Below are 25143 nucleotides of genomic sequence, written 5' to 3' on the forward strand. Positions count from 1 at the left end.
GAGTCGTTGAGCGCAAGGCTCAGCGGATTTGATAGTGGTAGATCAGATCGTCGAACCACCGATCACCGATCTGGTAGGCCTGCGGCACACGACGTGCGAACACAAAGCCGCATTTCTCCAGCACCTTGCAGGACGCGATATTGCCGTCGGTCACGGTCGATTCCAGCGAGTTCAGCCCGATGGCCGCGGCGTAGTCGATGATCGCCTTTCGCGACTCGGTGCCAAAGCCTTTGCCCTGATGCTCCGGCAACAGCAGGCATCCCACCTCGGCATGCCCCGGCGACAGAATGCGAAAACCGGTCACGCCCAGTTCGTGCCCGCTGGCCCTGTCGCTCACCACCAGGCACAGCCAGTGCTCCGACTGCGGCCCCCACGCCGGAAGCCGGTGCTCGAAGCCTTTGCGGACCTGTTCCTCGGCAATCTCGCCGAACACGTACTGCATGGTTTGTGGCTCGGAATGCAGCCTGAGAAACAGAGGCCAGTCCGACTCGACCATCGTGCGCAGGTCCAGTCGTTGCGTGGTGAGCTCGAGCATCCGCTGCTCCTTGCAAAGATGGAAAAGGGAGAGCGTTTTTTACTTGGTGTGGGGGGAAAGATCAATGAGCTGAAACGCTTGGCGGCTCAATGGTTTTACTGAGCCTGGGCATTCATTTTTTTAGCGATGATCGTGACGCCTTCGGTATAGCTGTAACCGTAGCCATAGCCGTACCCCCAACCGCCGCCCTCGGCCAGGTTTCCTGAGTTGTGTGCTTCTTTGTATTTGAATTCGTAGTTGTATGCACCGGAAAGGATCGGGAGGATGGATTGAACTTCGTAGCCTTCTTCGTTGAGTCGACTCACCGCTTGATTGATGTCCTCGTTCAAACGCTGGCCATCGATCTGTGAGTCGGACCAGCCAGTCTGCCGCCACTCGATGACCTTCTCCATCTCCTCTTTTTCGCCAAAAAGCCCTTTTTTCATCCGGCCTGTCGGGACTTTGACCTCCACGTTTTCGCCGATCGGGCAAAAGAAGGCTTTTACGTAAATCGCTTTGTTCATGAAATTCCTTTCCGCAAAAAACTCGGGCCTGAAGACCTTCGAAGATGATTGATATCCTTTTGATATCAAAAAGGCTACTTCATACGAGGTGATCTTGGAAAGGAATACCTGACAGGTTCAGCCCGCCAACGTCGCGTTATCGATCACGAACCGATACTTCACATCCCCCTTGAGCATCCGCTCATAAGACTCATTGATCTGATCCGCGCGAATCAGTTCGATGTCGGAAACGATGCCGTGTTCAGCACAGAAATCCAGCATCTCCTGAGTCTCTGGAATGCCGCCGATCATCGAGCCGGCGATGGTGCGGCGTTTCATGATCAGGTTGAACACGTTCGGCGATGGATGGGGCGAGGCGGGCGCGCCCACGAGAGTCAGTGCGCCGTCACGCTTGAGCAGCACCAGGAACGCGTCGAGATCGTGAGGGGCGGCGACGGTGTTGAGGATGAAGTCGAAGCTCTTGGTGTGCGCGGCCATTTCTTCGGGATTGCGCGAAACCACGACCTCATCGGCGCCCAGTGCTTTCGCTGCTTCGCGTTTGGATTCGGAAGTGGTGAACGCCACCACATGCGCGCCCATCGCATGGGCCAGTTTGATGCCCATGTGGCCCAGGCCACCGATGCCGACCACGCCGATTTTCTTGCCAGGCCCGGCGTTCCACTGACGCAGCGGCGAGTACGTGGTGATGCCCGCGCACAGCAGTGGTGCGACGGCGGCCAGTTGTGCTTCGGGGTGGCGGATGCGCAGCACGTAACGCTCATGCACCACGATGTTTTGCGAGTAGCCGCCGAGCGTCCAGCCGGGGGCGTCCGGGGTCGGGAAGTTGTAGGTGCCGATCATGCTGTCGCAGTAGTTTTCCAGGCCGGTTTCGCAGTCTTCACAGTGCTTGCAGCTGTCGACGATGCAACCGACGCCGACCAGATCGCCAACCTTGTATTCGGAAACGTGAGCGCCGACCGCCGAAACGCGGCCGACGATTTCGTGTCCCGGGACGCACGGGAACTGGGTGCCGGCCCACTCGGAGCGCACCTGGTGCAGGTCGGAATGGCAGATGCCGCAGAAGGCGATGTCGATCTGGACGTCATGGGCCGCAGGGGCGCGGCGATTGATCTGGATAGGCTCAAGGGGTTTGTCGCCCGCGTGGGCACCGTAGGCTTGTACAAGCATGGGAACGTCCTCGATGGATCTGTCGGACAGTCATCCTCCCGCTCCGAGCCCGCATTCCGTTAGTACATTTCTACTGAATTCTTGCCTGATCCTGTGCGTCAGCGCCGTGCAGAAAGCTGCTGCGGTGCCAGGAACGCATCGTGGAAGTAATTGCGCAAGGCCTGCATCGCCGGGCTGAATTCGCGCTCGCGGTGCCAGGCCAGGCCAACGCTCATCGGGGTCACCTTGTCGGTGATGGTCAGGGTCTCGATGCGCTTGCCTTCCAGCGACCAGGGGCGGTGCACCAGGTCCGAGAGAATCGCCACGCCGCTGCCATTGGCGACCATGCTGCGCACGGCTTCTACAGAACTGGTACGCACCCGCACGTTGGGTTGCTGGCGGGCGTTTTCCCAATAGCGCATGGCACTTTGTTCCGCTTCATCCACGGTCAGCAGGATGTAGGGTTCCAGTGCGACATCCGCAAGGCTCACGGCCGAGCGCTCACAGAGTGGATGGTGGCTGGGCAGCCACAGACGGCGTTCGGAGTTGAACAGGGTTTCCGAAACGATATCGGGGTGCGTCAGGTTCGCGGTAAGCACCACCGCCATATCGAATTTGCCTTCCAGCAATCCCTGTTCGATGGCCTGCCGCTCCTGCTCGTGGACTTCGATGGCGACGTCCGGGTGCCAGTGCTCCAGCCGTTGCAGATGATGCGGCAGAAAATAGCCGATCACCGTGTAGCTCGCGGCCAGGCGAATCAGGCCGCTGGCGCGGATGTCGGGTAGCGGGCTGTTCAGCGCGTCGTCGACGCTGCGCAAAATCACGTAGGCGCGGTTCAGGAAGTGCCGACCCGCATCCGTCAGGCTCATGCCTTGTGCCGAGCGCTGGAACAGCAACGTGCCGAGCATGCCTTCCAGTTCCTTGATCGCCGTGGTCACCGCCGACTGGGAAATATTCAAATGAATCGCTGCCTGGGATATCTGCCCGATCTCGGCGGTAGCAACGAAGTAGCGAACCTGACGCAAGGTCAACGACATGGGTGTTCCTGTTTTTTCAGGTATCTGTTTTTCAGAAGATACCCTATCTGTTAATAGATCTTCCCAAGGGGTTGGCGGGAATTTAACGTGGCCTGCATGAAGTCACAAGGGTCAGGAGCAAGGGTTATGCAGGCAGTAGATTTCAACTCGGACATGGGCGAAGGCTTCGGCCCGTGGACCATTGGCGATGGCGTCGACATCGAACTGATGGCGTTCATCAGTTCCGCCAACATCGCCACCGGTTTCCATGCCGGCGATCCCGGCACCATGCGTCGCACCGTCGAGCTGGCCAAGCGTCTGAAGGTCGGCATCGGCGCTCATCCGGGGTTTCGCGATCTGGTGGGGTTCGGGCGCCGACACATCAATGCACCGGCTCAGGAACTGGTCGACGACATCCTTTATCAACTGGGCGCACTGCGCGAACTGGCACGGGTGCAGGGCGTGACGCTGCAACACATCAAGCCTCACGGCGCGCTGTACATGCATCTGGCCCGGGACGAAGAAGCCGCGCGTCTGCTGGTGGAAAACCTGCAACGGCTGGAACCCGATCTGTTGCTGTATTGCATGCCCGATTCGGTCATCTGGCGTGTCGCCAAAGAACTCGGCCAACCGGTCGTTCGCGAATTCTATGCAGACCGCGAATACGACTTGAGCGGCTCCATCGTCTTCACCCGCAATGTTCGCGCCTACGATCCGGAATTTGTCGCCGCCCGTGTGTTGCGCGCTTGCCAGGAGGGCGTCGTGCGCACCGTCGAGGGTGAGGATCTGCCGATCGAGTTCGATTCCATCTGTCTGCACAGCGATACGCCGGGGGCTTTGGCGCTGGTCGAGGCTACCCGCAATGCGCTCGATGCCGCCGGGATCGAGGTGCGCCGACCCCGCTGAATAAAAACGAAACACCCGGCACACAGACGCCGGGGTTCAAACATTTTTTGCCTGCCTTTCTACAACTATTCCAAGAGGAACAGACATGGCCGAACACACTGTCATCACCCCGTTACCCGGGACTTTCTACCGAAAGGCCACGCCGGATTCGGCGAATTACGTCGAGGTCGGCGATCCTGTCAGCGTCGACACGGTGATTGGCCTGATCGAAGTCATGAAGCAGTTTTCCGAACTGACCGCCGGGACGGCGGGGCGCCTCAGTGCCTTTCAGGTTGAAGACGGTGATCCGGTGGAGCCGGGTCAGGTCGTCGCTACGCTTGATAGCGAGTGAGGGCGTGAACATGACTCAACCTATTCGTAAATTGCTGGTCGCCAACCGTGGCGAAATCGCCGTGCGCATCATCCGTGCGGCCAAGGCCCTGGGCATTCCCACCGTTGCCGCGTGCAGCGAGGCCGATATCGACTCTCAGGCCGCACGCCTGGCCGATGAAGTGCATCTACTGGGGCCGGCCCGTGCCGATAAAAGCTACCTGAACATCGAGGCGTTGCTGGGTGCCCTGCAAGCGACGGGTGCCAATGCGGTTCACCCTGGATATGGTTTTCTGTCCGAGAACGCCGGGTTTGCCGAAGCCGTGATTGCCAGCGGCGCGATTTTCGTCGGGCCGGACCCGGACACGATCCGGCGCATGGGCGACAAGGCCGAAGCGCGGCGCACCGCCCAGGCGGCAGGTGTTCCAGTGGTGCCGGGTTCGCCGGGCGAGCTGTTTGATGTCGAGTCGGCGCTTCGGGCGGCGGAATCGGTCGGTTACCCGTTGCTGATCAAAGCCTCGGCGGGCGGTGGCGGGCGGGGTATTCGTCTGGCAGAAAATGCCGCGCAATTGAGTGAAGAATTTCCCCGTTCGCAGCGCGAGGCGCAGGCCGCTTTCGGTAATGGTGCGGTGTATCTGGAGCGCTTTATCGGCAAGGCCCGGCACATCGAAGTACAGGTTCTGGGCGACGGGAAAAACGCCGTGCACCTGTTCGAGCGCGAGTGTTCGCTACAGCGCCGGCGTCAGAAAATCTTTGAAGAAGCACCGTCGCCCGTACTGAACGCGCAGCAGCGGGTGGCACTCTGCGCCAGCGCCGTACGCTTGACCGAATCCCTCGGCTACAAGGGAGCGGGCACGCTGGAGTACCTGTATGACGACGTCACCGGCGAGTTCTTTTTTATCGAGATGAACACCCGAATCCAGGTGGAGCACCCGGTCACCGAACTGGTCACCGGCATCGATCTGGTGCAGGCGATGCTGCGAATTGCCGGTGGTGAACCACTGGGCCTGAAACAGAGTGACATCCGTCTGAATGGCGCGGCCCTGCAAATGCGCTTGAATGCCGAAGACCCGGCCCGGGATTTTTTCCCAAGCCCCGGTCTGGTCGAGTCCTTGGCCTGGCCGCAAGGCGAAGGCGTTCGTGTGGACACCCACCTGTATGAAGGCTATCGGGTGCCACCGTACTATGACTCGCTGTTGGCCAAGCTCATTGTGCATGGGCCGGATCGCTCCACAGCCCTGGCGCGTGCCCGGACAGCGGTGGCGCAAACCGTGCTGACCGGCATGGCCAGCACCTTGTCGCTGCACGCTGAACTGTTGCAGCAACCGTGGTTGCAAACCGCCGACTTTCATACCGGGACGCTGGAGAACTGGCTGTCCGCACGCCGCAGCGGAGGTGAAGCATGAGTCGTCCGATCCGCTACAGCTTTGGTGCCGATGAGCATCTGTTTGCCGAAGTCAGTGAAAGCATGTCCCTCGAGGCGTTTTTCAAGGGCATGGCGGTTACCCGCGCCGTGGAGCGGTTGAAACTCGATGGCGTACTCGATGTGTGTCTGGCCAACGCATCCTTCCAGATCCGCTTCGATCCGGATCGAATTGCGCCGCAGGCCTTGCTCGAGGCGGTGCAGGGCGCCGAGGCAGAAGCCGTTGCCGAGCGCACATTGCAGACCCGGATCATTGACATTCCGGTGCTGTACAACGATCCGTGGACCCACGAAACGCTGATGCGTTTTCGCGACCGGCACCAGGACCCGAGCGCTACGGATCTGGAATACGCCGCGCGCATCAATGGCCTGGCGGATGTCGATGCGTTCATTGCGGCTCATAGCGGGGCGCCATGGTTTGTCTCGATGGTGGGGTTCGTCGCCGGTTTGCCCTTCATGTTCCAGATGGTCGAACGCGAACGTCAGTTGCAGGTGCCCAAGTACCTGCGTCCACGTACCGACACACCGAAACTGACACTCGGTCACGGTGGTTGCTTCGGTTGTATCTACTCGGTGCGCGGCGCCGGGGGCTATCAGATGTTCGGTGTCACACCGGCCCCCATCTACGACCCGCAGCAATCGCTGGCGTACCTGAAAGACCACATGGTGTTTTTCCGTCCGGGCGACATTGTGCAGTTCAAACCAATGGATCGTGCAGCGTATGACCAGGCCGTTGCAGAGGTGGAGGCCGGGCATTTCGATTTACGGATCCGGCCGGTGGAGTTTTCACTGGATGCGTTTCTCGCCGACCCGGTCGGCTATCCCGTGTCGCTGCAGGAGGTGCTGGCATGATCAAGGTACTCAAACCCGGTCTCGCCACGTCGGTTCAGGATCTGGGCCGCGAAGGTTACTACCACCTCGGCATCCCGCCGTCCGGCGCGCTCGATCAATATGCGCTGAGAGCGGCCAATCATCTGGTCGGCAACACGGCGGATTGCGCCGCACTGGAGTGTACGTTGCTGGGCCCTGAGCTGGCGTTTCAGCAAGACGCACTGGTCGCGGTGTGCGGCGCGCACATGGCACCTCGGCTCGATGGTGTGGAAATGCATCACGCCACCGCGTTCGCGGTGAAGGCCGGCCAGGTTCTGCGTTTCGATTTTCCCAAGGCCGGTGCCCGGGCTTATCTGGCGGTGGCAGGCGGAATCGATGTGCCGCTGGTGCTGGGCAGTCGATCGACTTATGCGCTCGGGGCGTTGGGCGGTTTTGCCGGACGCCGCTTGATCGCCGGAGACGAATTGCCGGTGGGCAAAGCCAGCGGTAGGGGGCGTGCCGGGGCCAGTCTGCCCATGGCGCTGCGCCAGTCACTGGGCGGGGAGATCACCCTGCGCGTGGTGGCGGGGCTTTATTACGATCGCCTGACCGACGCGGCAGCGAAGAGCTTTTTCGCCGAGCCGTGGACCGTCGGATCGGAAGCGGACCGCATCGGCTATCGCTTCAAGGGCGGCAGTGCGCTGGACTTCCAGCCGCGAGAGCAACCCTTTGGTGCAGGCTCCGACCCGTCGAACATCGTTGACAGCTGCTACCCGATCGGCTCGATTCAGGTACCTGCCGGCCTCGAACCCATCGTGCTGCATCGCGATGCCGTATCGGGTGGCGGTTACGCCATGATCGGCACCGTCATCAGTGCCGACCTGGATCTGATCGGCCAGATGCAGCCCAACCAGAAGGCTCGCTTTGTAGCGGTCAGCCTCGACGAGGCCCTGGACGCACGGCGTTCCTACAAGAAAAAACTCAGCTGCCTGAGCAAGCTTTTCCCTTCCTGACTCTGCCCGCCGCACCGCGCGGGCCCTGCCACACGCCAGGCCAACGCCGCACTTCGGTGCGGTGAAGGCTGCCCGCGCTTCAACCTTTGACTGGTTCTGGAGTACACGCATATGGCTGCTTTATCGCAATCGAGTCAAACCGGGCAAGATCCGGCCCATCATCCCGTATCCGCCGAAGCCCGCATGGGCCGACTGTCTCTGACCATGGCCTGGTGGGCCGTGTGCAGCGCCATGTTCTACATCGTGGTCGGCGCTTCGCTGGCCTTGTCTTTCGGCGCACGCAATGCGCTGATCGGGATGGTGTTGTCGGTGATCAGTTATGGGCTGATCAACAGCGTTCTCAGCCGTTTCGCCATGCGCAGCGGCTGGTCGGTCGCGTTGTTTTCAAGCGTGTTGTTCGGCCGGGCCGGGGCATGCCTGGCCACGTTGATTTTCTTTTCGACGGCGATTTACTACGCCGTGTTCGAAGGATCGGTGATCGCCGTGGCGCTCAATCACCTGTACCCGGAGCTGGTCTATCCACTGGCTGCCCTGCTGGTGGTGCTGTACAGCGTGCCGATGATTCTGGGTAGCGTGCAGCACTGGCTGGACAAGCTCAACGGTGTGTTGTTGCCGGTGTACCTGGGCGGTTTGCTGGTGGCGGTCGGGCTGTCGATCAGCCGTTATGGTTACCAGCCGCAATGGTTCGATTTCGGCCCGGCAACCCCCGCGACCTTCGGCTGGTGGGATTGCTTTGTGGCTTACATGGGTGTCTGGATCCTGATGCTGTTCACCTTCGACTACGCCCGTTTCGGCAAGCCGCAGGACGCTGAGTATCACGGGCGCTGGAACTTCGGCATGCCGTTTTATGCCGTGACTTTTCTGCTCAACGGCGCGGCAGGCATCTATCTGGTCAGCAGTATTCCGCATGAAGGCGCGTTGAACGAAGTCTCTGTGGTGATGGCAATTCTGCAGTTGATGGGGCTGTGGGGTCTGCTGTTCGTCTGGGCCACGCAAACCCGGATCAACACCGCCAACTACTATCTGGCGACCCTCAACATGCAGGCATTCTTCGGTCGTTTCGGTGTACGCGGTTCTTACCTGCGGTGGGCATTGGTGGTCGGGGTAATCGTGTACGGTTTGATGCTCGCTGACGTGTTTTCCTACTTGCTCAAGGCATTGGCGTATCAGGGCATTTTTGTGGTCGCCTGGGTCGGTGTGGCATTGGCGCAGATTGTCTATGGCAGCAATGACAAAGGTGCACTTGAACGCAGTCCGGCGTTCAATCCGGTCGGCCTGATGGCGTGGTTCGCCGCCACGGCACTGGGGTTGTTGCTGATGTGGACGGGCGGTGTTCCCGGCAGTTTTTCTGCACCGGCGACGGTGGTGCTCGCGTTCGGCTTGCAGGCCGGGCTTGCCTGTCGGCATCGGTGGGTAGGGCAGAGGGCAAGTTGAGAGGATCGGCGTTGGCCCGCTTGACTGCGGGCCAGCGTCGCGAGTTCATACTTATGTGATTCTGATATCAGTGCTATCCAATTAGTGCCGTTTATCAATCAATCGTCGAAGGGTAGTTTGCATCTCCATACCGTATTGATGGAAAGGAGGGTGCAAACGATGCGAACCACGATGAAGGCCGGCGTGCTGGCCGCGATGATCGGAATGTCGGGCGCTGAAGTCGAGGCGGCGGATTACCGGCAGAACCCGTTCACCTTGACCTACGGTGGCGCGATCACCCGCAACGAGCCGGGCAAGGTCAATATTTACCCGGTGACCTACACGCTCAATGGCCTGGCCATTTCCGCCAACGTCTACACCCCCGCGAACTACGATCCGGCCCGGCACTATCCAGCCGTTGTCGTCGCGCACCCCAATGGCGGGGTGAAAGAGCAGGTCGCAGGTCTTTATGCTCAGCGTCTGGCCGATCAGGGCTACATCACGATCACGGCGGACGCGGCCTATCAGGGCGCAAGCGGTGGCGAGCCGCGCAACATCGACAAACCGGCCAACCGCGTCGAAGACATTCACGGCATGGCCGACTTCATCGCCAGCTACCCGGGCGTCGACAGCGCCCATCTCGGCTTGCTCGGCATCTGCGGCGGTGGCGGCTATTCGTTGAAGGCCGCGCAGACCGACAAGCGCTTCCGCTCGATTGCCACGGTGAGCATGTTCAATTCCGGCCTGGTGCGCCGCAACGGGTATCAGGATTCGCAACTCGACACCATCCAGCAGCGCTTGCAGCAAGCCTCGGCCGCCCGTGCCCAAGAAGCTGCCGGCGGGGAAATCCAATACATCGGCGATGCCAAACTGACCGACGAGCAGATCGCCAAATTGCCGTTCGACCTGTACCGCCAGGGTTTCGAGTATTACGGCAAAACCCACGCGCATCCCAACTCGACTTTCCGTTACACCCTCAGCAGCCTGCTGGACCTGATGAGTTTTGACGCCACCGACCAGATCGAACTAATCGACAAGCCATTGCTGATGATCGCCGGCAGCAAGGCCGACAGCCTGTACATGTCGGAGCAAGCCTTCGCCAAGGCCACCGGGACGCAGGACAAGACGCTGTTCAAGATCGACGGCGCCACCCACATCGAAACTTATTGGGTGCCGGCCTACGTGGACGTCGCCATGCAACAGCTGACGGCGTTCTACGCCCGAACTCTCTGATTCGAAGGAAGCCATCACCATGAACAAAACCTTGTTGGGCCTCGCCATGTGCGCGGCCACCCCTTTTGCCAGCGCTGCCGAAGTCGCGGGCGGCGGCAGTGAGCCGTCGAGCGCGCAGCAGATCCGTCGTGCGGGGTCTCAGGCTTCATTCGTGGGGCCGGAAGATTATTTCTCCGGTCGGGTGCGCGTTGATCCGCTGTTCAACGACACGGGCGAAATCAATGCGTCCGGCGCCTACGTGACGTTCGAATCGGGCGCCCGGTCAGCGTGGCACACCCATCCCGCCGGACAGCGGCTGGTAGTGATTTCCGGTGTCGGGCAGACCCAGGAATGGGGCAAGCCTGTGCAGGACATTCATCCCGGCGATGTGATCGTCTGCCCGCCGGGCGTCAAGCATTGGCACGGTGCCGCACCGAACAGCACCATGACCCATCTGGCGGTGACCGGCTCGGTGAACGGCAAGAATGTGGAGTGGCTGGAAAAAGTTGCCGATGACCGGCCGCTGCTGCCGGCAGCACCGGCAGAAGCCACCGTTTCCGACGTGTTGTCCGCGAGGCAGCAGGCGATTGTGCCAATTGGCGCGGCCATGGCCAGCAGCAATATGCCGCGTCTCAACAGCGCTTTGAACGAAGGACTGGATGCCGGGCTGACCGTCAGCGAGGCAAAGGAAATCCTGGTGCAGTTGTATGCCTACGCCGGTTTTCCACGCAGCCTCAATGCGCTGGGCGAGTTGATGAAAGTGGTCGAAGCGCGCAAGCAACGGGGTATTCGCGATGAGTTGGGGCGCGAACCCGGTCACGCCGTGGCGACAGGCGACGCCTTGCTGGCTGTGGGCAAGGTCAATCAGACCCGTATCGCCGGAGCGCCGGTTCAGGGCCCGTTGTTCGACTTTGCGCCGGTGATCAACCAGTTTTTGCAGACGCACCTGTTCGGCGACATTTTCGAACGCGACAACCTGGACTGGCAAAGCCGCGAACTGGCCACGGTTTCAGCCCTGGCCGCTACGCCCGGGGCGGAATCGCAGTTGCGTTCGCATGTCGCGGCCAGCCTGCGGGTGGGCTTGAGTGCTGCACAATTGCGTCAGTTGACGCAGTTGCTGACCCGGCACGGAGAAGTCGAAGCGGCGGCGCGTGCCAGCGAAGCACTGGAAAAACACCTGTCCCAGCCCTGAGCAGCGTCAACCGCCATAGCGCAACGCATCGCGCAGCAAAGTGAAGGCGGGGGAGCTCTGGCGCCGGCTGGGGTAGTAGAGGTGATAGCCGGAAAACGGTTCGCACCAGTCGGCGAGCACCCGGATCAACCCGCCCTGCGCGACATGCTCCTGCACCAGGTCCTCCGGCATGTACGCCAGCCCCAGCCCCTGAAGCACGGACTGCAGGCGCATCGCGATGTTGTTGAACACCAGTTGCCCCTCGACTCGCACATTCAGGGTTTGCCCGTTCTTCTCGAACTCCCAGAGCAGCAGGCTGCCATGGGTCGGCATGCGCAGGGTGATGCAGTTGTGTTCCATGAGGTCGGGTGGAACCAGCGGTTTGCGGTGGCGGGCGAAGTAGGCCGGGGAGCCGACTACCGCCATGCGCATGTCCGGCCCGATGCGCATGGCGATCATGTCCTTGGCCACCTGTTCGCCCAGTCGCACACCGGCGTCGAAGCCTTCGGCGACGATGTCGGTCAGGCCGTAGTCGACGATGATCTCGATATTCAGGTCTGGGTTGTCGGGCATCAGCCGGGCGAGGGCGGGTTGCAGAATGGTGATCGCCGAATGCTCGCCAGCGGTGATGCGCAGTTTGCCGGCCGGTTTGTCGCGAAACTCGCTGAGCAAGGCCAGTTCGTGATCGATCTCCTCGAACCGCGGCGCGATCACGCGCAACAGATGCTCGCCAGCCTGGGTCGGGGAAACACTGCGCGTGGTGCGCGCGAGCAAGCGCACGCCCAGACGCTCCTCCAGTTGGCGCATCGCCCGGCTCAGGGCCGGTTGCGACATGCCCAGTTTCGCCGCCGCACGGGTGAAGCTGCGCTCTTGCGCCACCGCCGAAAAGATCGCAAGCAGGTCGTAGCTTTCAACGGACATTGATGCGCTCCTGTTATGAACTGCTGGCGATTATGCCATCAGCCATAACAATCGGCCGACTCTAAAAAACTGCGCGACGGCTCGGGTCAGGTGGATTTTTTACGCATTCTTTACGGTAGAGGATTGGGTTCGCATCGATACTGGCCGCGTTTTTTTGACCGCACCTGAGCCTTGTATTCCTGAAGGCCACGGTCCGCGTATTGCCCAAGGATGGCATGCCACTACTTCCCGCCGTTCGAGAGCCGCGACCCGTGAGTAAAACCAACGAAAACTCCCCAACCAAAACCTCGGGCGCAGCCATGTTGGTGGCCGCTGTCGGTGTGGTTTACGGGGATATCGGCACCAGCCCCCTCTACACCCTCAAAGAAGTGTTTTCCGGCCACTACGGCGTGCAGCTCAATCACGACGGTGTGCTGGGCATTCTGTCGCTGGTTTTCTGGTCGCTGATCTGGGTGGTCTCGATCAAGTACGTGCTGTTCATCCTGCGGGCCAACAACCAGGGTGAAGGCGGCATCATGGCGCTGACGGCACTGGCCCGTCGTGCGTCGGCGCCTTACCCGCACTTGAGCAAGGTGCTGGTATTGCTCGGACTGTTCGGTGCGGCGCTGTTCTACGGCGACAGCATGATCACCCCGGCGATCTCGGTGCTCTCGGCGGTAGAAGGGCTGGAGCTGGCGTTTGACGGCATCGAGCACTGGGTGGTGCCGCTGTCGGTGCTGGTGCTGGTGGCGCTGTTTCTGATCCAGAAACACGGCACGGCGCGGATCGGCATCCTGTTCGGCCCGGTCATGGTGCTGTGGTTCGTGGTGCTGGGCGCGCTCGGGGTCTACGGCATTGTGCAGCGCCCCGAGGTGTTGCAGGCGCTGAACCCGATCTGGGCGGTGCGCTTCTTTACGGCCCATCCGGGCATGGGCGTGGCGATTCTCGGCGCGGTCGTCCTGTCGTTGACCGGTGCAGAAGCCTTGTACGCCGACATGGGCCATTTCGGTCGCAAACCGATTGCCCGTGCCTGGTTCATGCTGGTCCTGCCCGGTCTGGTCATGAATTACTTTGGCCAGGGCGCGTTGATCCTCGGCAACCCGGAAGCGGTGCGTAACCCGTTCTATTTGCTGGCTCCCGAATGGGCGCTGCTGCCGATGGTCGCGCTGTCGACGCTGGCGACGATCATTGCTTCGCAAGCGGTGATTTCCGGTGCGTTCTCCCTGACGCGCCAGGCCATCCAGCTGGGCTACGTCCCGCGCATGTTCATCCAGCACACCTCGAGCCAGGAGCAGGGCCAGATCTACATCGGCACGGTCAACTGGGCGTTGATGGTCGGCGTGGTGCTGCTGGTGATCGGTTTCGAATCCTCCAGCGCCCTGGCTGCCGCGTATGGCGTGGCGGTGACGGGCACCATGTTGATTACCACGCTGCTGTCCGCCGCCGTGGTGTTGTTGCTGTGGAAGACGCCGCGCTGGCTGGCGATTCCGATGCTGTTCGGTTTTCTGTTGGTGGACAGCCTGTACTTCGCGGCCAACGCGCCGAAGATCCTGCAGGGCGGTGCGTTCCCGGTGATCGCCGGTATCGGTCTGTTCATCCTGATGACCACCTGGAAGCGCGGGCGCAAGATCATCGTCGAGCGACTGGATGAAACCGCGTTGCCGCTGCCGTTGTTCATCAGCAGCATCCGTGCGCAACCACCTCATCGCGTGCAGGGCACGGCAGTGTTCCTGACCGCACGGGCCGACGCGGTTCCCCACGCGCTGCTGCACAACCTGTTGCATAACCAGGTGCTGCATGAGCAGGTGGTGCTGTTGACCGTGGTGTCCGAAGACAGCCCGCGAGTGCCGGTGGATCGTCGCTTTGAAGTCGAGTCCTATGGCGACGGCTTCTTCCGGGTCAACCTGCATTTCGGTTTTACCGAGGAACCGGATGTGCCGTTGGCGCTGAGTCTTTGTCACTTGGCCGAACTGGATTTCAGCCCGATGCGCACCACGTACTTCCTGAGTCGTGAAACGGTGATCCCGACCAAACGCATCGGCATGGCCAAGTGGCGCGAGTACCTGTTCGCGTTCCTGCTCAAGAATGCCAACAGCAACCTGAAGTACTTCAAGTTGCCGTTGAACCGGGTGATCGAACTGGGGACGCAGGTCGAAATGTAGGGAACGGGAAGCGGCTCAGGGCTGCCCGATGCTGACGGTGACACACAGACCGCTGCGCTCGATGACGTCGGTAAACCCCAGATCAACCTTGAGCCCCGTGCGATCGGCAATCGCCTTGACGATGGACAGCCCCAGCCCCGAGCCCGACTCATCGGTGCCCAGGCTGCGGTAGAACGGATCGAAAACCCGCGCCTGTTCTTCCACGGCAATCCCGGGGCCCGTGTCGCTGACTTGCAAGACGACCGCCGCTTGCTCCCGCTTGACCGAGAGGTCGATGCGTCCGCCGGACGGGGTGTAGCGGATGGCGTTGTCCACCAGGTTGCGGATCAGGATCAGCAGGTCGGTTTCGTTGATGCTGACCTGCACGTCCTCGCTGCTCTCGACGCCGATATCGATATTCTTGCGGTCCGCCAGTGGCAACAGGTCTTCCAGAATCCGTCGGTAAATGTGCAGGACTGAAACACTGGTTGGTTCTGCATTTGAGCTCGACTGCGCGGCAGCCAGGCTCAGCAATTGATCGATCAGGTTCCGGCTGCGTTCTATGCCCCGGGACAACGGCAACAGACGTTCGCGGGCGGCGGCCGGCATTTCCGTGGCGGCCAGTCGTTCGGCCTGCAGGGACAGGGCGGTCATCGGCGAGCGCAGTTCATGGGCGGCATCGGCGACGAAACGCCGCTGGTTGTCCACGGACTGGGCGACGCGACCGAGTAAGCGATTGATGGCCACCACAAACGGCCGGATCTCGCTTGGCACATGGCTTTCGTCCACCGGGTGCAGGGCCTGTTCGTCGCGCTGATCGATGTCGGCCGAGAGCGTGGCAATCGGGCGGAACATTTTGCGTACCAGATCGCCCACCACCAGCAACAGCACCGGAAACAGAATCAGGAACGGCAGCAGACTGCGCCAGGCGCTTTCGCGGGCCTCCTTGTCGCGCACGCCGGTTTCCTGGGCGACGACGATGCGCTCGCCACGGGCGGTGGTTCTGACCAGCACGCGAAAGTCTTCGCCGGTCACCTTCAGGGTCGACAGGCCGTCGGGCAGTGTAGTGGGGAAGGGCAGCGGCAGCAGGGCGTCGTCGTTGCCGACCGCTTGGCTGCCGTCGGCCAGGTACTGCACGATGACCCGGGACTCTTCGTTGTCGTCGTCCACGGCCTGAGCGGCGGGGTAGTGCAGGGTCATTTGCTGGCGGTCGTACAGGGCCGCCACCTGGCGCAGGGTTTCGTCCTGCATTTCGTGGGCTTCGTCCAGCGCCGAGACGAACGCAAACGCCGCGGCCAGCAGTGCAACGAGCAGAATCGCCAGCGACAGGGTGACCGACAGCCGCAGTTGCACCGAATCCCTCAGGCGCCTTTTGAAACCATCCATCCCATTCCCCTGACGTTCTTGATGACGTGACTGCCCAGTTTGCGTCGCAGGGCGTGAATCAGAAACTCCACCGCGTTGCTTTCCACTTCATTGCCCCAGCCGTAGAGCCGGTCTTCCAGTTCGCTGCGCGAGAGAATCGCCCCCGGCCGGATCAACAGAGCCTGCAACAGGGCGAATTCGCGGCTGGACAATTGCACGTCCGGGTTGTCGGCGGTCGTGGCTTGCTTGGAGACCAGATCGAGGGATACCACGCCGTTGTCGAGCAAGGACAACGCAGTCCCGCCCTTGCGCCGCAGCACCGCGCGCATCCGCGCCAGCAGCTCGGCCATGTCGAAGGGCTTGAGCAGGTAATCGTCGGCGCCGCCATCGAGGCCGCGCAGGCGATCGTCGAGGCCGTCCCGGGCGGTGATGATCAGCAGCGGCACCGGGTTGTTGCGAGCACGAATGCTGTCGAGCACGTCCAGTCCGTCCTTGCCGGGCAGGCCGAGGTCCAGCAGCACCAGGTCGTAGTGCTGGGTGTCCAGGGTGGCCAGCGCGGTGAGGCCGTTTTTCACCCAGTCGGTGGCGTAGCTGGCGTCGTTCAGCGCACCCTGGATGGCATCGCCGATCATCGGATCGTCTTCCACCAGTAATATCCGCATGACCCGCTCTCCAAAAAAATAGCGCGACGGGCAGGGCCGTCGCGCTTGTATTGAAGCATCTGTGCAAAGGTTTGTCCGGCCCCGGATCAGGCGTTGCCCTTCAGCGAGTCGAAGGCTTTGAGCAACTCGTCCATCCGCGCCTTGCAGTCTTTCTGTTGCGGGGCGCTGGCGCGCAAGGTATCGAGCGAGCGGTCGATGGCCTTGTCCAGCATGTGCCAGTCGCCGGCGGCACGGGGTTTGATCCCGGCCTCGGCCGAGTCCCAGGCGGTTTCCAGATCCTTGATCCGGGCCTTGGCACCGGGCAGGTCGTTTTTGTCTACGAGGGCAGCGACGTCGGCCGCGATGTTGCGGAACTCGGACAGATCCCCCAGTTTGGAGGCGGCCTGGCCTTGTGTGCTGACGGCACCTGCAGCGGCGTTTGCAGCAGGCTTGTCCGCCGGTTTCGAGCAGCCGGCAGCGATGCTCAGCAGGCAGATGGACGAGACGATGGCGACGTGACGAATGATGTTTTGAATCTGGCGCATGATGATTCCTTGATGAAAGTCTGAAGGTTTACTGAGTGATTGCTTTGCGATTGCCGACGCTGATCTGCGCGACGGTGACCAGCAGGACGATGACGCACAGGAAGATCGCGCTGGTCCAGGTCGCGCCCATGCCGAGGCCGCCGTAGGTCTTGGCCTGGGTCAGCAGGTCGCCGAGGGAGGCGCCGAAGGGGCGGGTCAGGATGTAGGCGATCCAGAACGTCAGCACGGTGTTGGCACCCAGACGCCAGGCGATCAGGGTGGCCGCGATCAACGCGCCGAAGATCACTGCGCCGACGGTGAAGCCCAGGCCCAGCGCTTCAGTGGCCAGGTCGCCGGCGGCGGTGCCGAGGGCAAAGGTGCAGAGCACCGTGGCCCAATAGAACAGCTCCCGGCGCGGGGTGACGATTTCGCGGATCGACAGGCTGCGCTCGGTCCGGTACCAGATCAGGAAATTCACCACCAGCAACACAGAGAACACCGCCGTGCTGGTGTAGAGGCTGACGTCCAGCATGTCGGTCAGGATGTCGGTGATCTGCGTGCCGACGATGCTCACCAGCACCACGGTCAGCCAGTAGATCCACGGGGTGTAGGCCTTGGTACGCATTTGGGTGAACAGCGCGATGGCCAGCAGCGCGGCCATGCCGAGGCTGGTCGGGCCGGCGCCGAAACCGGCGTCTACGGCCAGAAAGTCGGCCCCGGTTTCACCCACGGTCGTGGACAGGATCTTGATCACCCAGAAGGACAGCGTCACTTCGGGCACTTTGTTGAGCCAGTCGGCTATGGCGGGTTTCATGGGTGGATGGCCTCTCCTGAGCAGCGCTGAATGTGCGCAGGAGAGAAGGTATCCAGTGAAACTTAGCTGAGCCTGAGGGGCAGGCGATTGTCAGCGCAGCGGCACGTAAATATCCGTTTGCCACTGCTCCTGCGGGGTCTCGGGACTGATGCTCAAGTACTCGAAAAACAGCGGGTGATCGCGCAATTCTTCGCCGCTGGCGGGCAGCCAGTCGCGGTAGACCGGGTAGATGGTTTCGCCGATGTGATCGGTGGAGCCTGTGTGACGCACCACGGCACAGCGGCCGGCAGGAATGCTCAGCTCGCGGACGTTGAATTCATTCGGTGCCACCGCTTCACGGATTTCGCCGCAGATCGCGAAATGAAAGTCCTCCGGCGGCGTCGTGTCAGGGTTGCCGTAAGGAATCCCGAAGGTGCGGCTCGATGTCACCGGCGACTGACCGCTCTGTTGGCGCCACTGGATGAAGCGTTGCACGCTTTGATTGACAAGGCCTGGTGGCCCACGGTGATCGAGCGCAGCGACCTGGACTCCGGGGAAGTCGACGATTCGTACCTGCATGGTAATGCTCCTTGAAAAGTGAGGTATGGCGAAGACCGTGTGCCAGACGCTCCAGTCCGGAGCCTTGCGAAATGCCCCCGGCGAAGTGCCGAAGGCTCGCTTGAATGCCCTGGAAAACGCTTCGGGACTTTCGAACCCCGCGTCGAGCGTGGCTTCCATCACCGAATGGTCGGGCAGGGTGCTCAAACGGTGCGCGGCACGGCGCAGACGCATCAACTGCACATAGCGCGAGACGGGCACACCGACGTATCCCGTAAACTGCCGGTGAAAGTGGAACTCGGAAAAGTTCGCCACCTGGCTCAGCGTTTTCACCGACAGATCGCCCTCAAGATTGGCGTCGATGTAGGCGAGTACGACGGTAAAGCGCTTCGCGTAGGCAGTTTGCGTCGGTGCGTCTGGCACGGAGTGAAGCTCCTGGAGTAACGGTCGGCCCTAGAATCGTCGAAAGCGGCGTACAGATACCTAGCCGGACTTGCTCAGGGTTTGACCTCTTCAGGCATTACATCCGAACGACCCTGCACGAATCAATCGCGCGCCTGAGCGACGATTGCAAAGTTGCCCGGGGCTTTCTCAAGCAACCCAAGGAATCTCACCAGATCCACCGTGCTGCCATCGACTTTCAAGTCTTTGGATGTGAGCGCGTCCTTGAACCCCGCCGTGCCGCCCAGCAGTTGCACGAAAAGATCCTTGGTGACGCTCAACGTGGCGTTGGCATTGCTGGCCGGTGCGCCCCGGCGATAGTGCAGCACGGCGTTCTCGATCCACAGTACGAACGATTCCTTCGTATCGGTCAGTTGCAGGTTGAAAGTCCAGTTCTTGCCGTCCGCCGCCGGTCCGTCGAGGCTCGCGGCCATGGCTTCGAGGAAGCGTTCGGTGGGTGTCTGCTTCATCAGCTCGATCAGGTCCGAGCGGCGCACGCCTTTTTCCGGCGGGCCGTTGCGCAGTTCCTGGGCGGCGGTCAGGTAGCTGTTGCGCCAGGTCGCCGATTCCGACTGATAGCCCAGCTGTTCATAGGCTCGGGCCAGCAGTTCCTTGGTGGCCTTGTCATTGGGCTGGTCGAGGACGGCTTGATCCAGCAACTCGGCGACCCAGCGGTATTCACCTTTGTCATAGGCCACGCGTGCGGCTTCGAGCACTTTGGCGCTGCCGCCCATCAACTCGACGTAGCGTCTGGCGGACTCTCTGGGAGGCAGCGGATTCAGATGTGCCGGGTTGCCATCGTAGGCGCCGAGGTACATCTGGTAGATCGCCTTGACGTTGTGTCGCACGTCGCCGTAATAGCCGCGGGTGCCGAAATACGAGGCCAGCGAGTCGGGCAACTGGATCTTCTCGGCGATCTCGTCGGGCGTGTAGCCGGCATTCATCAGGCGCACGGTCTGGTCGTGCATGTACTTGTAGACGTCGCGGTGCTTGGTGATGAATTCGCGGATGCGGTCGTTGCCCCAGACCGGCCAGTTGTGCTGGCCGAAATAGACTTCGGTGTCGCCCAGTTCATCGAGTGCGGCCTGGGCGTAGTCGGACCAGAGCAACGCGTCGCGGACCTTGGCGCCACGGATCGGCAACAGATTGTGCATGGTCTGCGCCAGCAGCTCGGCACCGCCGTAGGCCTTGCGTTCGGGGATGGAGAAAGTCAGCTCGGCCGGGGCCTCAGCGCCGGGAATGTTGTGGAACACGAAGGTCACGCCGTCGATTACCAGTTTCTGCGTCGGCTGATCGATGATCTGCGTCGGCGGCAGAATGCCGATGCTGCCGTAGGCGACGTTTTTGCCCAGCCCGGTATCCACCATGCCGGTTGCGCCCGGCGCCAGGTTCTTGCCGAACTGATACATCGAACGGCGCGACATCGCCGGCCCGGCCAAGACGTTTTCGCTGGTGGCTTCCTCCATGAAACCGACAGGAGCCACCACGGGAATCTTGCGCTCGGCCACTTCCGCGACCGAGGTAATGCCCAGTACGCCGCCGAAGTGGTCGGCGTGGTCATGGGTGAAAATGATGGCGGTCACGGGTTTGTCGCCCAGTTGCTCGCGAGCAAAGGCCAGGGCAGCGGCGGCGGTTTCCTTTGAGGTCAACGGGTCGACCACAATCCACCCGGCCTGGCCTTCGATCAGCGTCATGTTGGCGATGTCGAAGCCGCGCAACTGGTAAATGCCGTCGGTGACTTTGAACAAACCGATCTGGGCGTTGAGCATCGCATGGCGCCACAGGCTCGGATTGACGGTAGCGGGGGCCTTGCCTTCGACGAATCTGAACGCATCGAAATCGATCAGCACAGAACCGTCGGAGCCGAGGATCTGGCCGGTCGGCCGGGCGATGAGACCGCGCTGGGCGTCCTCCATGTCCCGAGTGTCGTTGAGGTCCAGGCCCTTGATTGAGGCTTCTATCACCGCCGCAGTGGCGGACGTCGCTTCGCCGCTGGCAACGCTGGGCGGTTTGTCACAGCCGGCGAGGGAAACCAGTGTCAGGGCGATCAGTGTGTGAAAGGTCGGTCTCATTCTTGTTGTTCTCCGAGGATCGATTCATCAGAGAGTAGGGACGCGGGCGCGATGTATCCAATGCATTGTTTACATCCAGGTAATGCGCGGCTAGCATCGGCCAAATGGATCTTAAACGACTGACACACCTGCTGGCCCTTGCCGATGAACGCCATTTCGGCCGCGCTGCCGAGCGCGTGCACCTCAGCCAGCCGGCCCTGAGCCGCAGCATCCAGGCGCTTGAAAGCGAAACCGGTCAGCGCCTGTTCGACCGGGACAGCGGCGATGTGCGCCCGACGCCGGCGGGGGAGTTTCTGATCGAGCGGGCGCGGCGTCTGCTGTTCGACGCACGCTCGCTGGAGCGGGATCTGGCGCTTTACGGCGATGGCCGGCTCGGCAGCCTCGCGTTCGGCGTCGGGCCGTTTCCGGCGGCGATGTTGATGCATCAGGTGGTGCCTCGGTTGCGCCGGGAATATCCGCAAGTCACCCTGCGGGTAGAGATCAACAACTGGCAGATTCTTGAAGCCCGTTTGCGGGATGAAGCGATCGAGTTCTTTGTCGCGGACATTCGCAATTTCTCGGCCGACACCGATCTGCTGATCCGCTCGCTGGGTCAGGCCTCGGCGGGGTTCTTCGTCCGGCCACAACACCCGTTGGCCGGACGCGCGGTGACGATGAGAGACCTGGAAAAGTACGGCATCGCCACGACGCGCCTGCCGGCCGTGGTGAAGGAAGAGACTGCGCATACCTTGGGCATTTCCGCTCGCCAGACCTTGCCGCTCGCGCTGGAGTGCGACGATGTGGCGTTGCTGAGGACGGTGGCCTGTTCGACCGATACCATCCTCGGCGTGATCCACGGCGCCGTGGCGGAAGACCTGCGCAGCGGCAACCTGATCGAATTGCAGGTCGTGGACCGGCCCGGATTGCATTCCGAAATCGGTGTCGTCAGCCTGCCCAACAGAAGCCTGTCACCGACCGCTCGCTGCGTGATCGACGCCATCGTCGACGAGATGGCGCAGCGCAACGTCTCGACCTGAGCGGCGCCCCGGTCGGCGGCCAAAACGCCAAAGCACAAGACTTCCCGCTCAAAAACCGGATAATGGCGGCCATTCTGTTCAGCTCGCTATTCTGGTAGTCCCCCATGGAAATCAAGGTCAACTTTCTCGACAACCTTCGACTTGAAGCCAAGTTCGACGACTTCACGGTGGTGGCCGACCAACCGATCCGCTACAAGGGCGATGGTTCGGCACCGGGTCCGTTCGACTACTTCCTGGCTTCGTCGGCGCTGTGTGCGGCGTACTTCGTGAAGCTGTATTGCGAAACCCGCAATATCCCGACCGATAACATCCGCCTGTCGCAGAACAACATCGTTGACCCGGAGAACCGCTACAACCAGATCTTCAAGATTCAGGTCGAGCTGCCGGCAGACATCTCCGACAAGGACCGCCAGGGCATCCTGCGCTCCATCGACCGCTGCACCGTGAAGAAGGTGGTGCAGGCCGGTCCCGAGTTCGTGATCGAAGAGGTGGAAAACCTCGACGCCGACGCCCAGGCACTGTTGATGCCGGGCGCGAACTCCAGCGCCAGCACCTACATTCCGGGTAAGGACCTGCCGCTGGAGCAGACCATCGCCAACATGTCGGGCATCCTCGCCGACCTCGGCATGAAGATCGAAATCGCTTCGTGGCGCAACATCGTGCCGAACGTGTGGTCGCTGCACATTCGCGATGCGCACTCGCCGATGTGCTTCACCAACGGCAAGGGCTCGACCAAGGAAGGCGCGCTGGCGTCGGCGCTGGGCGAGTTCATCGAGCGCCTGAACTGCAACTTCTTCTACAACGATCAGTTCTGGGGCCTGGACCTGGCCGATGCGCCGTTCGTGCACTACCCGGACGAGCGCTGGTTCAAGCCGGGCAGCAATGACGAGCTGCCGAACGAGATCCTTGATCCGTACTGCCTGAAGATCTACAACCGCGACGGCGAGCTGCGCGGTTCGCACCTGATCGACACCAACTCCGGCAACGAAGAGCGCGGCATCGTATCGCTGCCGTTCGTGCGTCAGTCGGACGGCGAGGTTGTGTACTTCCCGTCGAACCTGATCGAAAACCTGTACCTGAGCAACGGCATGAGCGCCGGCAACACCCTGGCCGAAGCCCAGGTGCAGTGCCTGTCGGAAATCTTCGAGCGTGCGGTGAAACGCGAAATCATCGAAGGCGAATTTGCTTTGCCGGACGTGCCGCAGGAAGTGCTGGCCAAATACCCGGCGATCATGGCCGGCATTCAAGGCCTGGAAGCCCAGGGCTTCCCGGTGCTGGTGAAGGATGCGTCGCTGGGCGGTGAATTCCCGGTGATGTGCGTCACGCTGATGAACCCGCGGACCGGCGGTGTGTTCGCCTCGTTTGGCGCACACCCGAGCTTCGAAGTGGCGCTGGAGCGCAGCCTGACCGAACTGCTGCAGGGCCGCAGCTTCGAAGGCCTGAACGATCTGCCGCAGCCGACCTTCGAAGCTCAGGCGGTCACCGAACCGAACAACTTCGTCGAGCACTTCATCGACTCCAGCGGCGTGGTGTCGTGGCGCTTCTTCAGCGCCCAGGCGGAATACGAATTTGTGGAGTGGGACTTCACCGGCCAGGGTGAAAATTCCAACGTCGAAGAGGCCGAAACCCTGTTCGGCATCCTCAAGGGCATGGGCAAGGAAGCGTACATGGCGGTCTACGAGCACATCGGCGCCACCGCTTGCCGCATCCTGGTGCCGGACTACTCGGAAATCTACCCGGTGGACGACCTTATCTGGGACAACACCAACAAGGCGCTGTTCTTCCGCGAAGACATCCTCAACCTGCATCGCTTGAACGAAGACGAACTCCAGTCGCTGGTCGAGCGTCTGGTCGAAAGCGAACTGGACGACTACACCGACATCACCACGCTGATCGGCATCGAGTTCGATGACAACACCGTGTGGGGTCAACTGACGATCCTGGAACTGAAACTGCTGATCTGGCTCGCCCTGGGACAAATCGAAGAAGCGAAAGAAGCAGTGGAAATGTTCCTCCAGTACAACGACAACACCGTCGAGCGCGGTCTGTTCTATCAGGCCGTCAACGGGGTGCTGGAGATGCAGCTGGACGAAGACCTGGAGCTGGCCGACTACGAAGCCAACTTCCGCCGCATGTTCGGCAACGAACGGATGGACGCGGCGATCGGCTCGGTGGACGGCAGCGTACGCTTCTATGGCTTGACGCCGACCAGCATGAAGCTCGAAGGCCTCGATCGCCATCTGCGACTGATCGACAGCTACAAGAAGCTGCACGCGGCCCGGGCCAGCGTGAAGACTTCGTAACGCTGACAGCAGCGACAAAAAAAGCACCTTCGGGTGCTTTTTTGTTGTCGGGTGGTGGGGCGGTCGCTGGCTCTGTTACGCGCGAGTGGGTTCCTGGTTCGTCCAGACGGCCAGTTCATAACCATCCGGATCAATGAAGTGGAAGCGGCGGCCACCGGGATTTTTTAATGGGGACAGATTTATTTTTTAAATAAATCTGTCCCCTTTTGAAAATACTTGCACCGTGATGCATCCATTTGCGCGACTGCTCCGTAAATTCATCACCCTCATTCGAAGGGTCGAAGAATTCAGGAGACACACCATGCACTCGCTCATCAAACGCATCGCCATCGCCTGCTTCACATTGCTCTGTCTTGGTACGGGATCGAGTTTTGCCGCCGATACCGTGATGGTCGGCGGTGCGGCCATGTACCCGAACAAGACCATCGTCGAAAACGCCGTCAACTCGAAGGACCACACCACCCTCGTTGCAGCGGTCAAGGCGGCGGGGCTGGTCGATACCCTCAACAGCAAGGGGCCGTTCACAGTCTTCGCGCCGACCAATGAGGCCTTCGCCAAATTGCCCGCCGGCACCGTCGATACGCTCGTCAAACCGGAGCACAAGGCCGACCTGACGACGATCCTCACCTATCACGTCGTAGCTGGCACTCACACGGCAAAACAGCTGATGGATGACGCCAAAATGCACGGCGGCAAAGTCATGCTCAAAACCGTTCAAGGCGAATCCCTGACCGTCCTGCTGCACGACGGCAAATTGTGGGTGGTGGACGCCAAAGGCGGAAAGGCTGCGATCACCATTGCGGACGTGATGCAGTCCAACGGTGTGATTCATGTAGTGGATACGGTGCTGATGCCGAAGTAGTCTTTTTAATGGGGACAGATTTATTTTTTAAATAAATCTGTCCCCATTTTCACATTTTCGCCAACAGAAA

Annotated in this window: 23 protein-coding genes and 1 pseudogene; 12 read left to right on the forward strand and 12 right to left on the reverse strand. The window is 61.2% G+C overall.

What is annotated here, in order from left to right; all coding sequences use genetic code 11:
• Nucleotides 1-19: 19 nt before the first annotated feature.
• The 4 genes from IF189_RS11670 to IF189_RS11685 form a co-directional block, all read right to left on the reverse strand.
• Nucleotides 20-535, reverse strand: a complete 516-nt coding sequence (locus IF189_RS11670; protein ID WP_192553348.1) for a GNAT family N-acetyltransferase — start codon at nt 533-535, stop codon at nt 20-22.
• A gap of 95 nt (nt 536-630) precedes the next feature.
• Nucleotides 631-1038: a hypothetical protein gene (locus IF189_RS11675; protein ID WP_192553349.1), complete on the reverse strand. Its 408-nt coding sequence runs from the start codon at nt 1036-1038 to the stop codon at nt 631-633.
• A gap of 117 nt (nt 1039-1155) precedes the next feature.
• On the reverse strand, nt 1156-2205 hold the full coding sequence (locus tag IF189_RS11680) for an NAD(P)-dependent alcohol dehydrogenase (protein ID WP_096820620.1): 1050 nt from the start codon (nt 2203-2205) through the stop codon (nt 1156-1158).
• A gap of 98 nt (nt 2206-2303) precedes the next feature.
• Nucleotides 2304-3221: a LysR family transcriptional regulator gene (locus tag IF189_RS11685; RefSeq protein WP_085708517.1), complete on the reverse strand. Its 918-nt coding sequence runs from the start codon at nt 3219-3221 to the stop codon at nt 2304-2306.
• A 126-nt stretch (nt 3222-3347) separates the two neighbouring features.
• Between IF189_RS11685 and IF189_RS11690 the strand changes: the two genes are divergently transcribed.
• From IF189_RS11690 to IF189_RS11725, 8 genes are all read left to right on the forward strand, one after another.
• On the forward strand, nt 3348-4106 hold the full coding sequence (locus IF189_RS11690; RefSeq protein ID WP_134827187.1) for a 5-oxoprolinase subunit PxpA: 759 nt from the start codon (nt 3348-3350) through the stop codon (nt 4104-4106).
• A gap of 85 nt (nt 4107-4191) precedes the next feature.
• Entirely contained in the window at nt 4192-4437 is a 246-nt protein-coding gene (locus tag IF189_RS11695; RefSeq protein WP_134827186.1) for an acetyl-CoA carboxylase, read from the forward strand.
• Between the two features lie 10 nt (nt 4438-4447).
• Nucleotides 4448-5821, forward strand: coding sequence for an acetyl-CoA carboxylase biotin carboxylase subunit (locus tag IF189_RS11700; RefSeq protein WP_192553350.1), 1374 nt, complete (start codon nt 4448-4450; stop codon nt 5819-5821).
• Entirely contained in the window at nt 5818-6690 is an 873-nt protein-coding gene (locus tag IF189_RS11705; protein ID WP_192553351.1) for a 5-oxoprolinase subunit B family protein, read from the forward strand. Before IF189_RS11700 ends, IF189_RS11705 begins: the two co-directional genes overlap by 4 nt.
• Entirely contained in the window at nt 6687-7661 is a 975-nt protein-coding gene (locus tag IF189_RS11710; protein WP_192553352.1) for a biotin-dependent carboxyltransferase family protein, read from the forward strand. The genes IF189_RS11705 and IF189_RS11710 overlap by 4 nt, the downstream gene beginning before the upstream one ends.
• Nucleotides 7662-7844: 183 nt before the next feature.
• Complete coding sequence (locus IF189_RS11715; protein WP_225739960.1) at nt 7845-9095, forward strand: purine-cytosine permease family protein; 1251 nt, start codon at nt 7845-7847, stop codon at nt 9093-9095.
• A 159-nt stretch (nt 9096-9254) separates the two neighbouring features.
• On the forward strand, nt 9255-10307 hold the full coding sequence (locus IF189_RS11720) for an alpha/beta hydrolase (protein WP_192553354.1): 1053 nt from the start codon (nt 9255-9257) through the stop codon (nt 10305-10307).
• A 19-nt stretch (nt 10308-10326) separates the two neighbouring features.
• Nucleotides 10327-11478, forward strand: a complete 1152-nt coding sequence (locus IF189_RS11725) for a cupin domain-containing carboxymuconolactone decarboxylase family protein (RefSeq protein WP_134827180.1) — start codon at nt 10327-10329, stop codon at nt 11476-11478.
• A 6-nt stretch (nt 11479-11484) separates the two neighbouring features.
• Here the strand turns inward: IF189_RS11725 and IF189_RS11730 are convergent, their stop codons facing one another.
• Nucleotides 11485-12378 carry a LysR family transcriptional regulator gene (locus IF189_RS11730; RefSeq protein ID WP_134827179.1) on the reverse strand — a complete coding sequence of 298 codons (894 nt, stop codon included), beginning with the start codon at nt 12376-12378 and terminating at the stop codon, nt 11485-11487.
• 299 nt (nt 12379-12677) lie between these two features.
• Here IF189_RS11730 and IF189_RS11735 point away from each other — a divergent pair, with 299 nt between their 5' ends.
• On the forward strand, nt 12678-14519 hold the full coding sequence (locus tag IF189_RS11735; RefSeq protein ID WP_192553570.1) for a potassium transporter Kup: 1842 nt from the start codon (nt 12678-12680) through the stop codon (nt 14517-14519).
• 15 nt (nt 14520-14534) lie between these two features.
• Here IF189_RS11735 and IF189_RS11740 read toward each other — a convergent pair whose 3' ends face one another.
• The 6 genes from IF189_RS11740 to IF189_RS11765 form a co-directional block, all read right to left on the reverse strand.
• Nucleotides 14535-15884: an ATP-binding protein gene (locus tag IF189_RS11740; protein ID WP_192553355.1), complete on the reverse strand. Its 1350-nt coding sequence runs from the start codon at nt 15882-15884 to the stop codon at nt 14535-14537.
• The gene (locus tag IF189_RS11745; RefSeq protein ID WP_114882371.1) at nt 15860-16525 is read right to left on the reverse strand and encodes a response regulator; all 666 of its coding nucleotides are present in this window, start codon (nt 16523-16525) and stop codon (nt 15860-15862) included. Before IF189_RS11745 ends, IF189_RS11740 begins: the two co-directional genes overlap by 25 nt.
• An 86-nt stretch (nt 16526-16611) precedes the next feature.
• Entirely contained in the window at nt 16612-17049 is a 438-nt protein-coding gene (locus IF189_RS11750; protein WP_085708504.1) for a hypothetical protein, read from the reverse strand.
• Nucleotides 17050-17077: 28 nt separating this feature from the next.
• A complete protein-coding gene (locus IF189_RS11755; RefSeq protein ID WP_114882372.1) occupies nt 17078-17842 on the reverse strand; it encodes a hypothetical protein in 765 nt (254 codons plus the stop codon).
• A 90-nt stretch (nt 17843-17932) separates the two neighbouring features.
• Nucleotides 17933-18802 carry an AraC family transcriptional regulator gene (locus tag IF189_RS11760; RefSeq protein WP_114882373.1) on the reverse strand — a complete coding sequence of 290 codons (870 nt, stop codon included), beginning with the start codon at nt 18800-18802 and terminating at the stop codon, nt 17933-17935.
• Nucleotides 18803-18924: 122 nt separating this feature from the next.
• A complete protein-coding gene (locus tag IF189_RS11765; protein ID WP_134827176.1) occupies nt 18925-20892 on the reverse strand; it encodes an alkyl/aryl-sulfatase in 1968 nt (655 codons plus the stop codon).
• 104 nt (nt 20893-20996) lie between these two features.
• On the opposite strand from IF189_RS11765, the gene IF189_RS11770 reads away from it, so the two are divergent.
• Both IF189_RS11770 and IF189_RS11775 read left to right on the forward strand, forming a co-directional pair.
• Entirely contained in the window at nt 20997-21908 is a 912-nt protein-coding gene (locus IF189_RS11770) for a LysR family transcriptional regulator (protein WP_192553356.1), read from the forward strand.
• Between the two features lie 104 nt (nt 21909-22012).
• Nucleotides 22013-24211: an OsmC domain/YcaO domain-containing protein gene (locus IF189_RS11775; RefSeq protein ID WP_192553357.1), complete on the forward strand. Its 2199-nt coding sequence runs from the start codon at nt 22013-22015 to the stop codon at nt 24209-24211.
• 75 nt (nt 24212-24286) lie between these two features.
• Here IF189_RS11775 and IF189_RS29130 read toward each other — a convergent pair.
• Nucleotides 24287-24373 (reverse strand): annotated as a pseudogene (locus IF189_RS29130) (VOC family protein); the annotation flags it as partial.
• Nucleotides 24374-24512: 139 nt separating this feature from the next.
• Between IF189_RS29130 and IF189_RS11780 the strand changes: the two are divergent.
• Nucleotides 24513-25073: a fasciclin domain-containing protein gene (locus tag IF189_RS11780; protein ID WP_134827173.1), complete on the forward strand. Its 561-nt coding sequence runs from the start codon at nt 24513-24515 to the stop codon at nt 25071-25073.
• Nucleotides 25074-25143: the final 70 nt, after the last annotated feature.

The sequence above is a fragment of the Pseudomonas sp. IzPS59 genome (genome assembly GCF_014863505.1).
In the GTDB taxonomy this organism is placed as follows: Bacteria; Pseudomonadota; Gammaproteobacteria; order Pseudomonadales; family Pseudomonadaceae; genus Aquipseudomonas; species Aquipseudomonas kribbensis.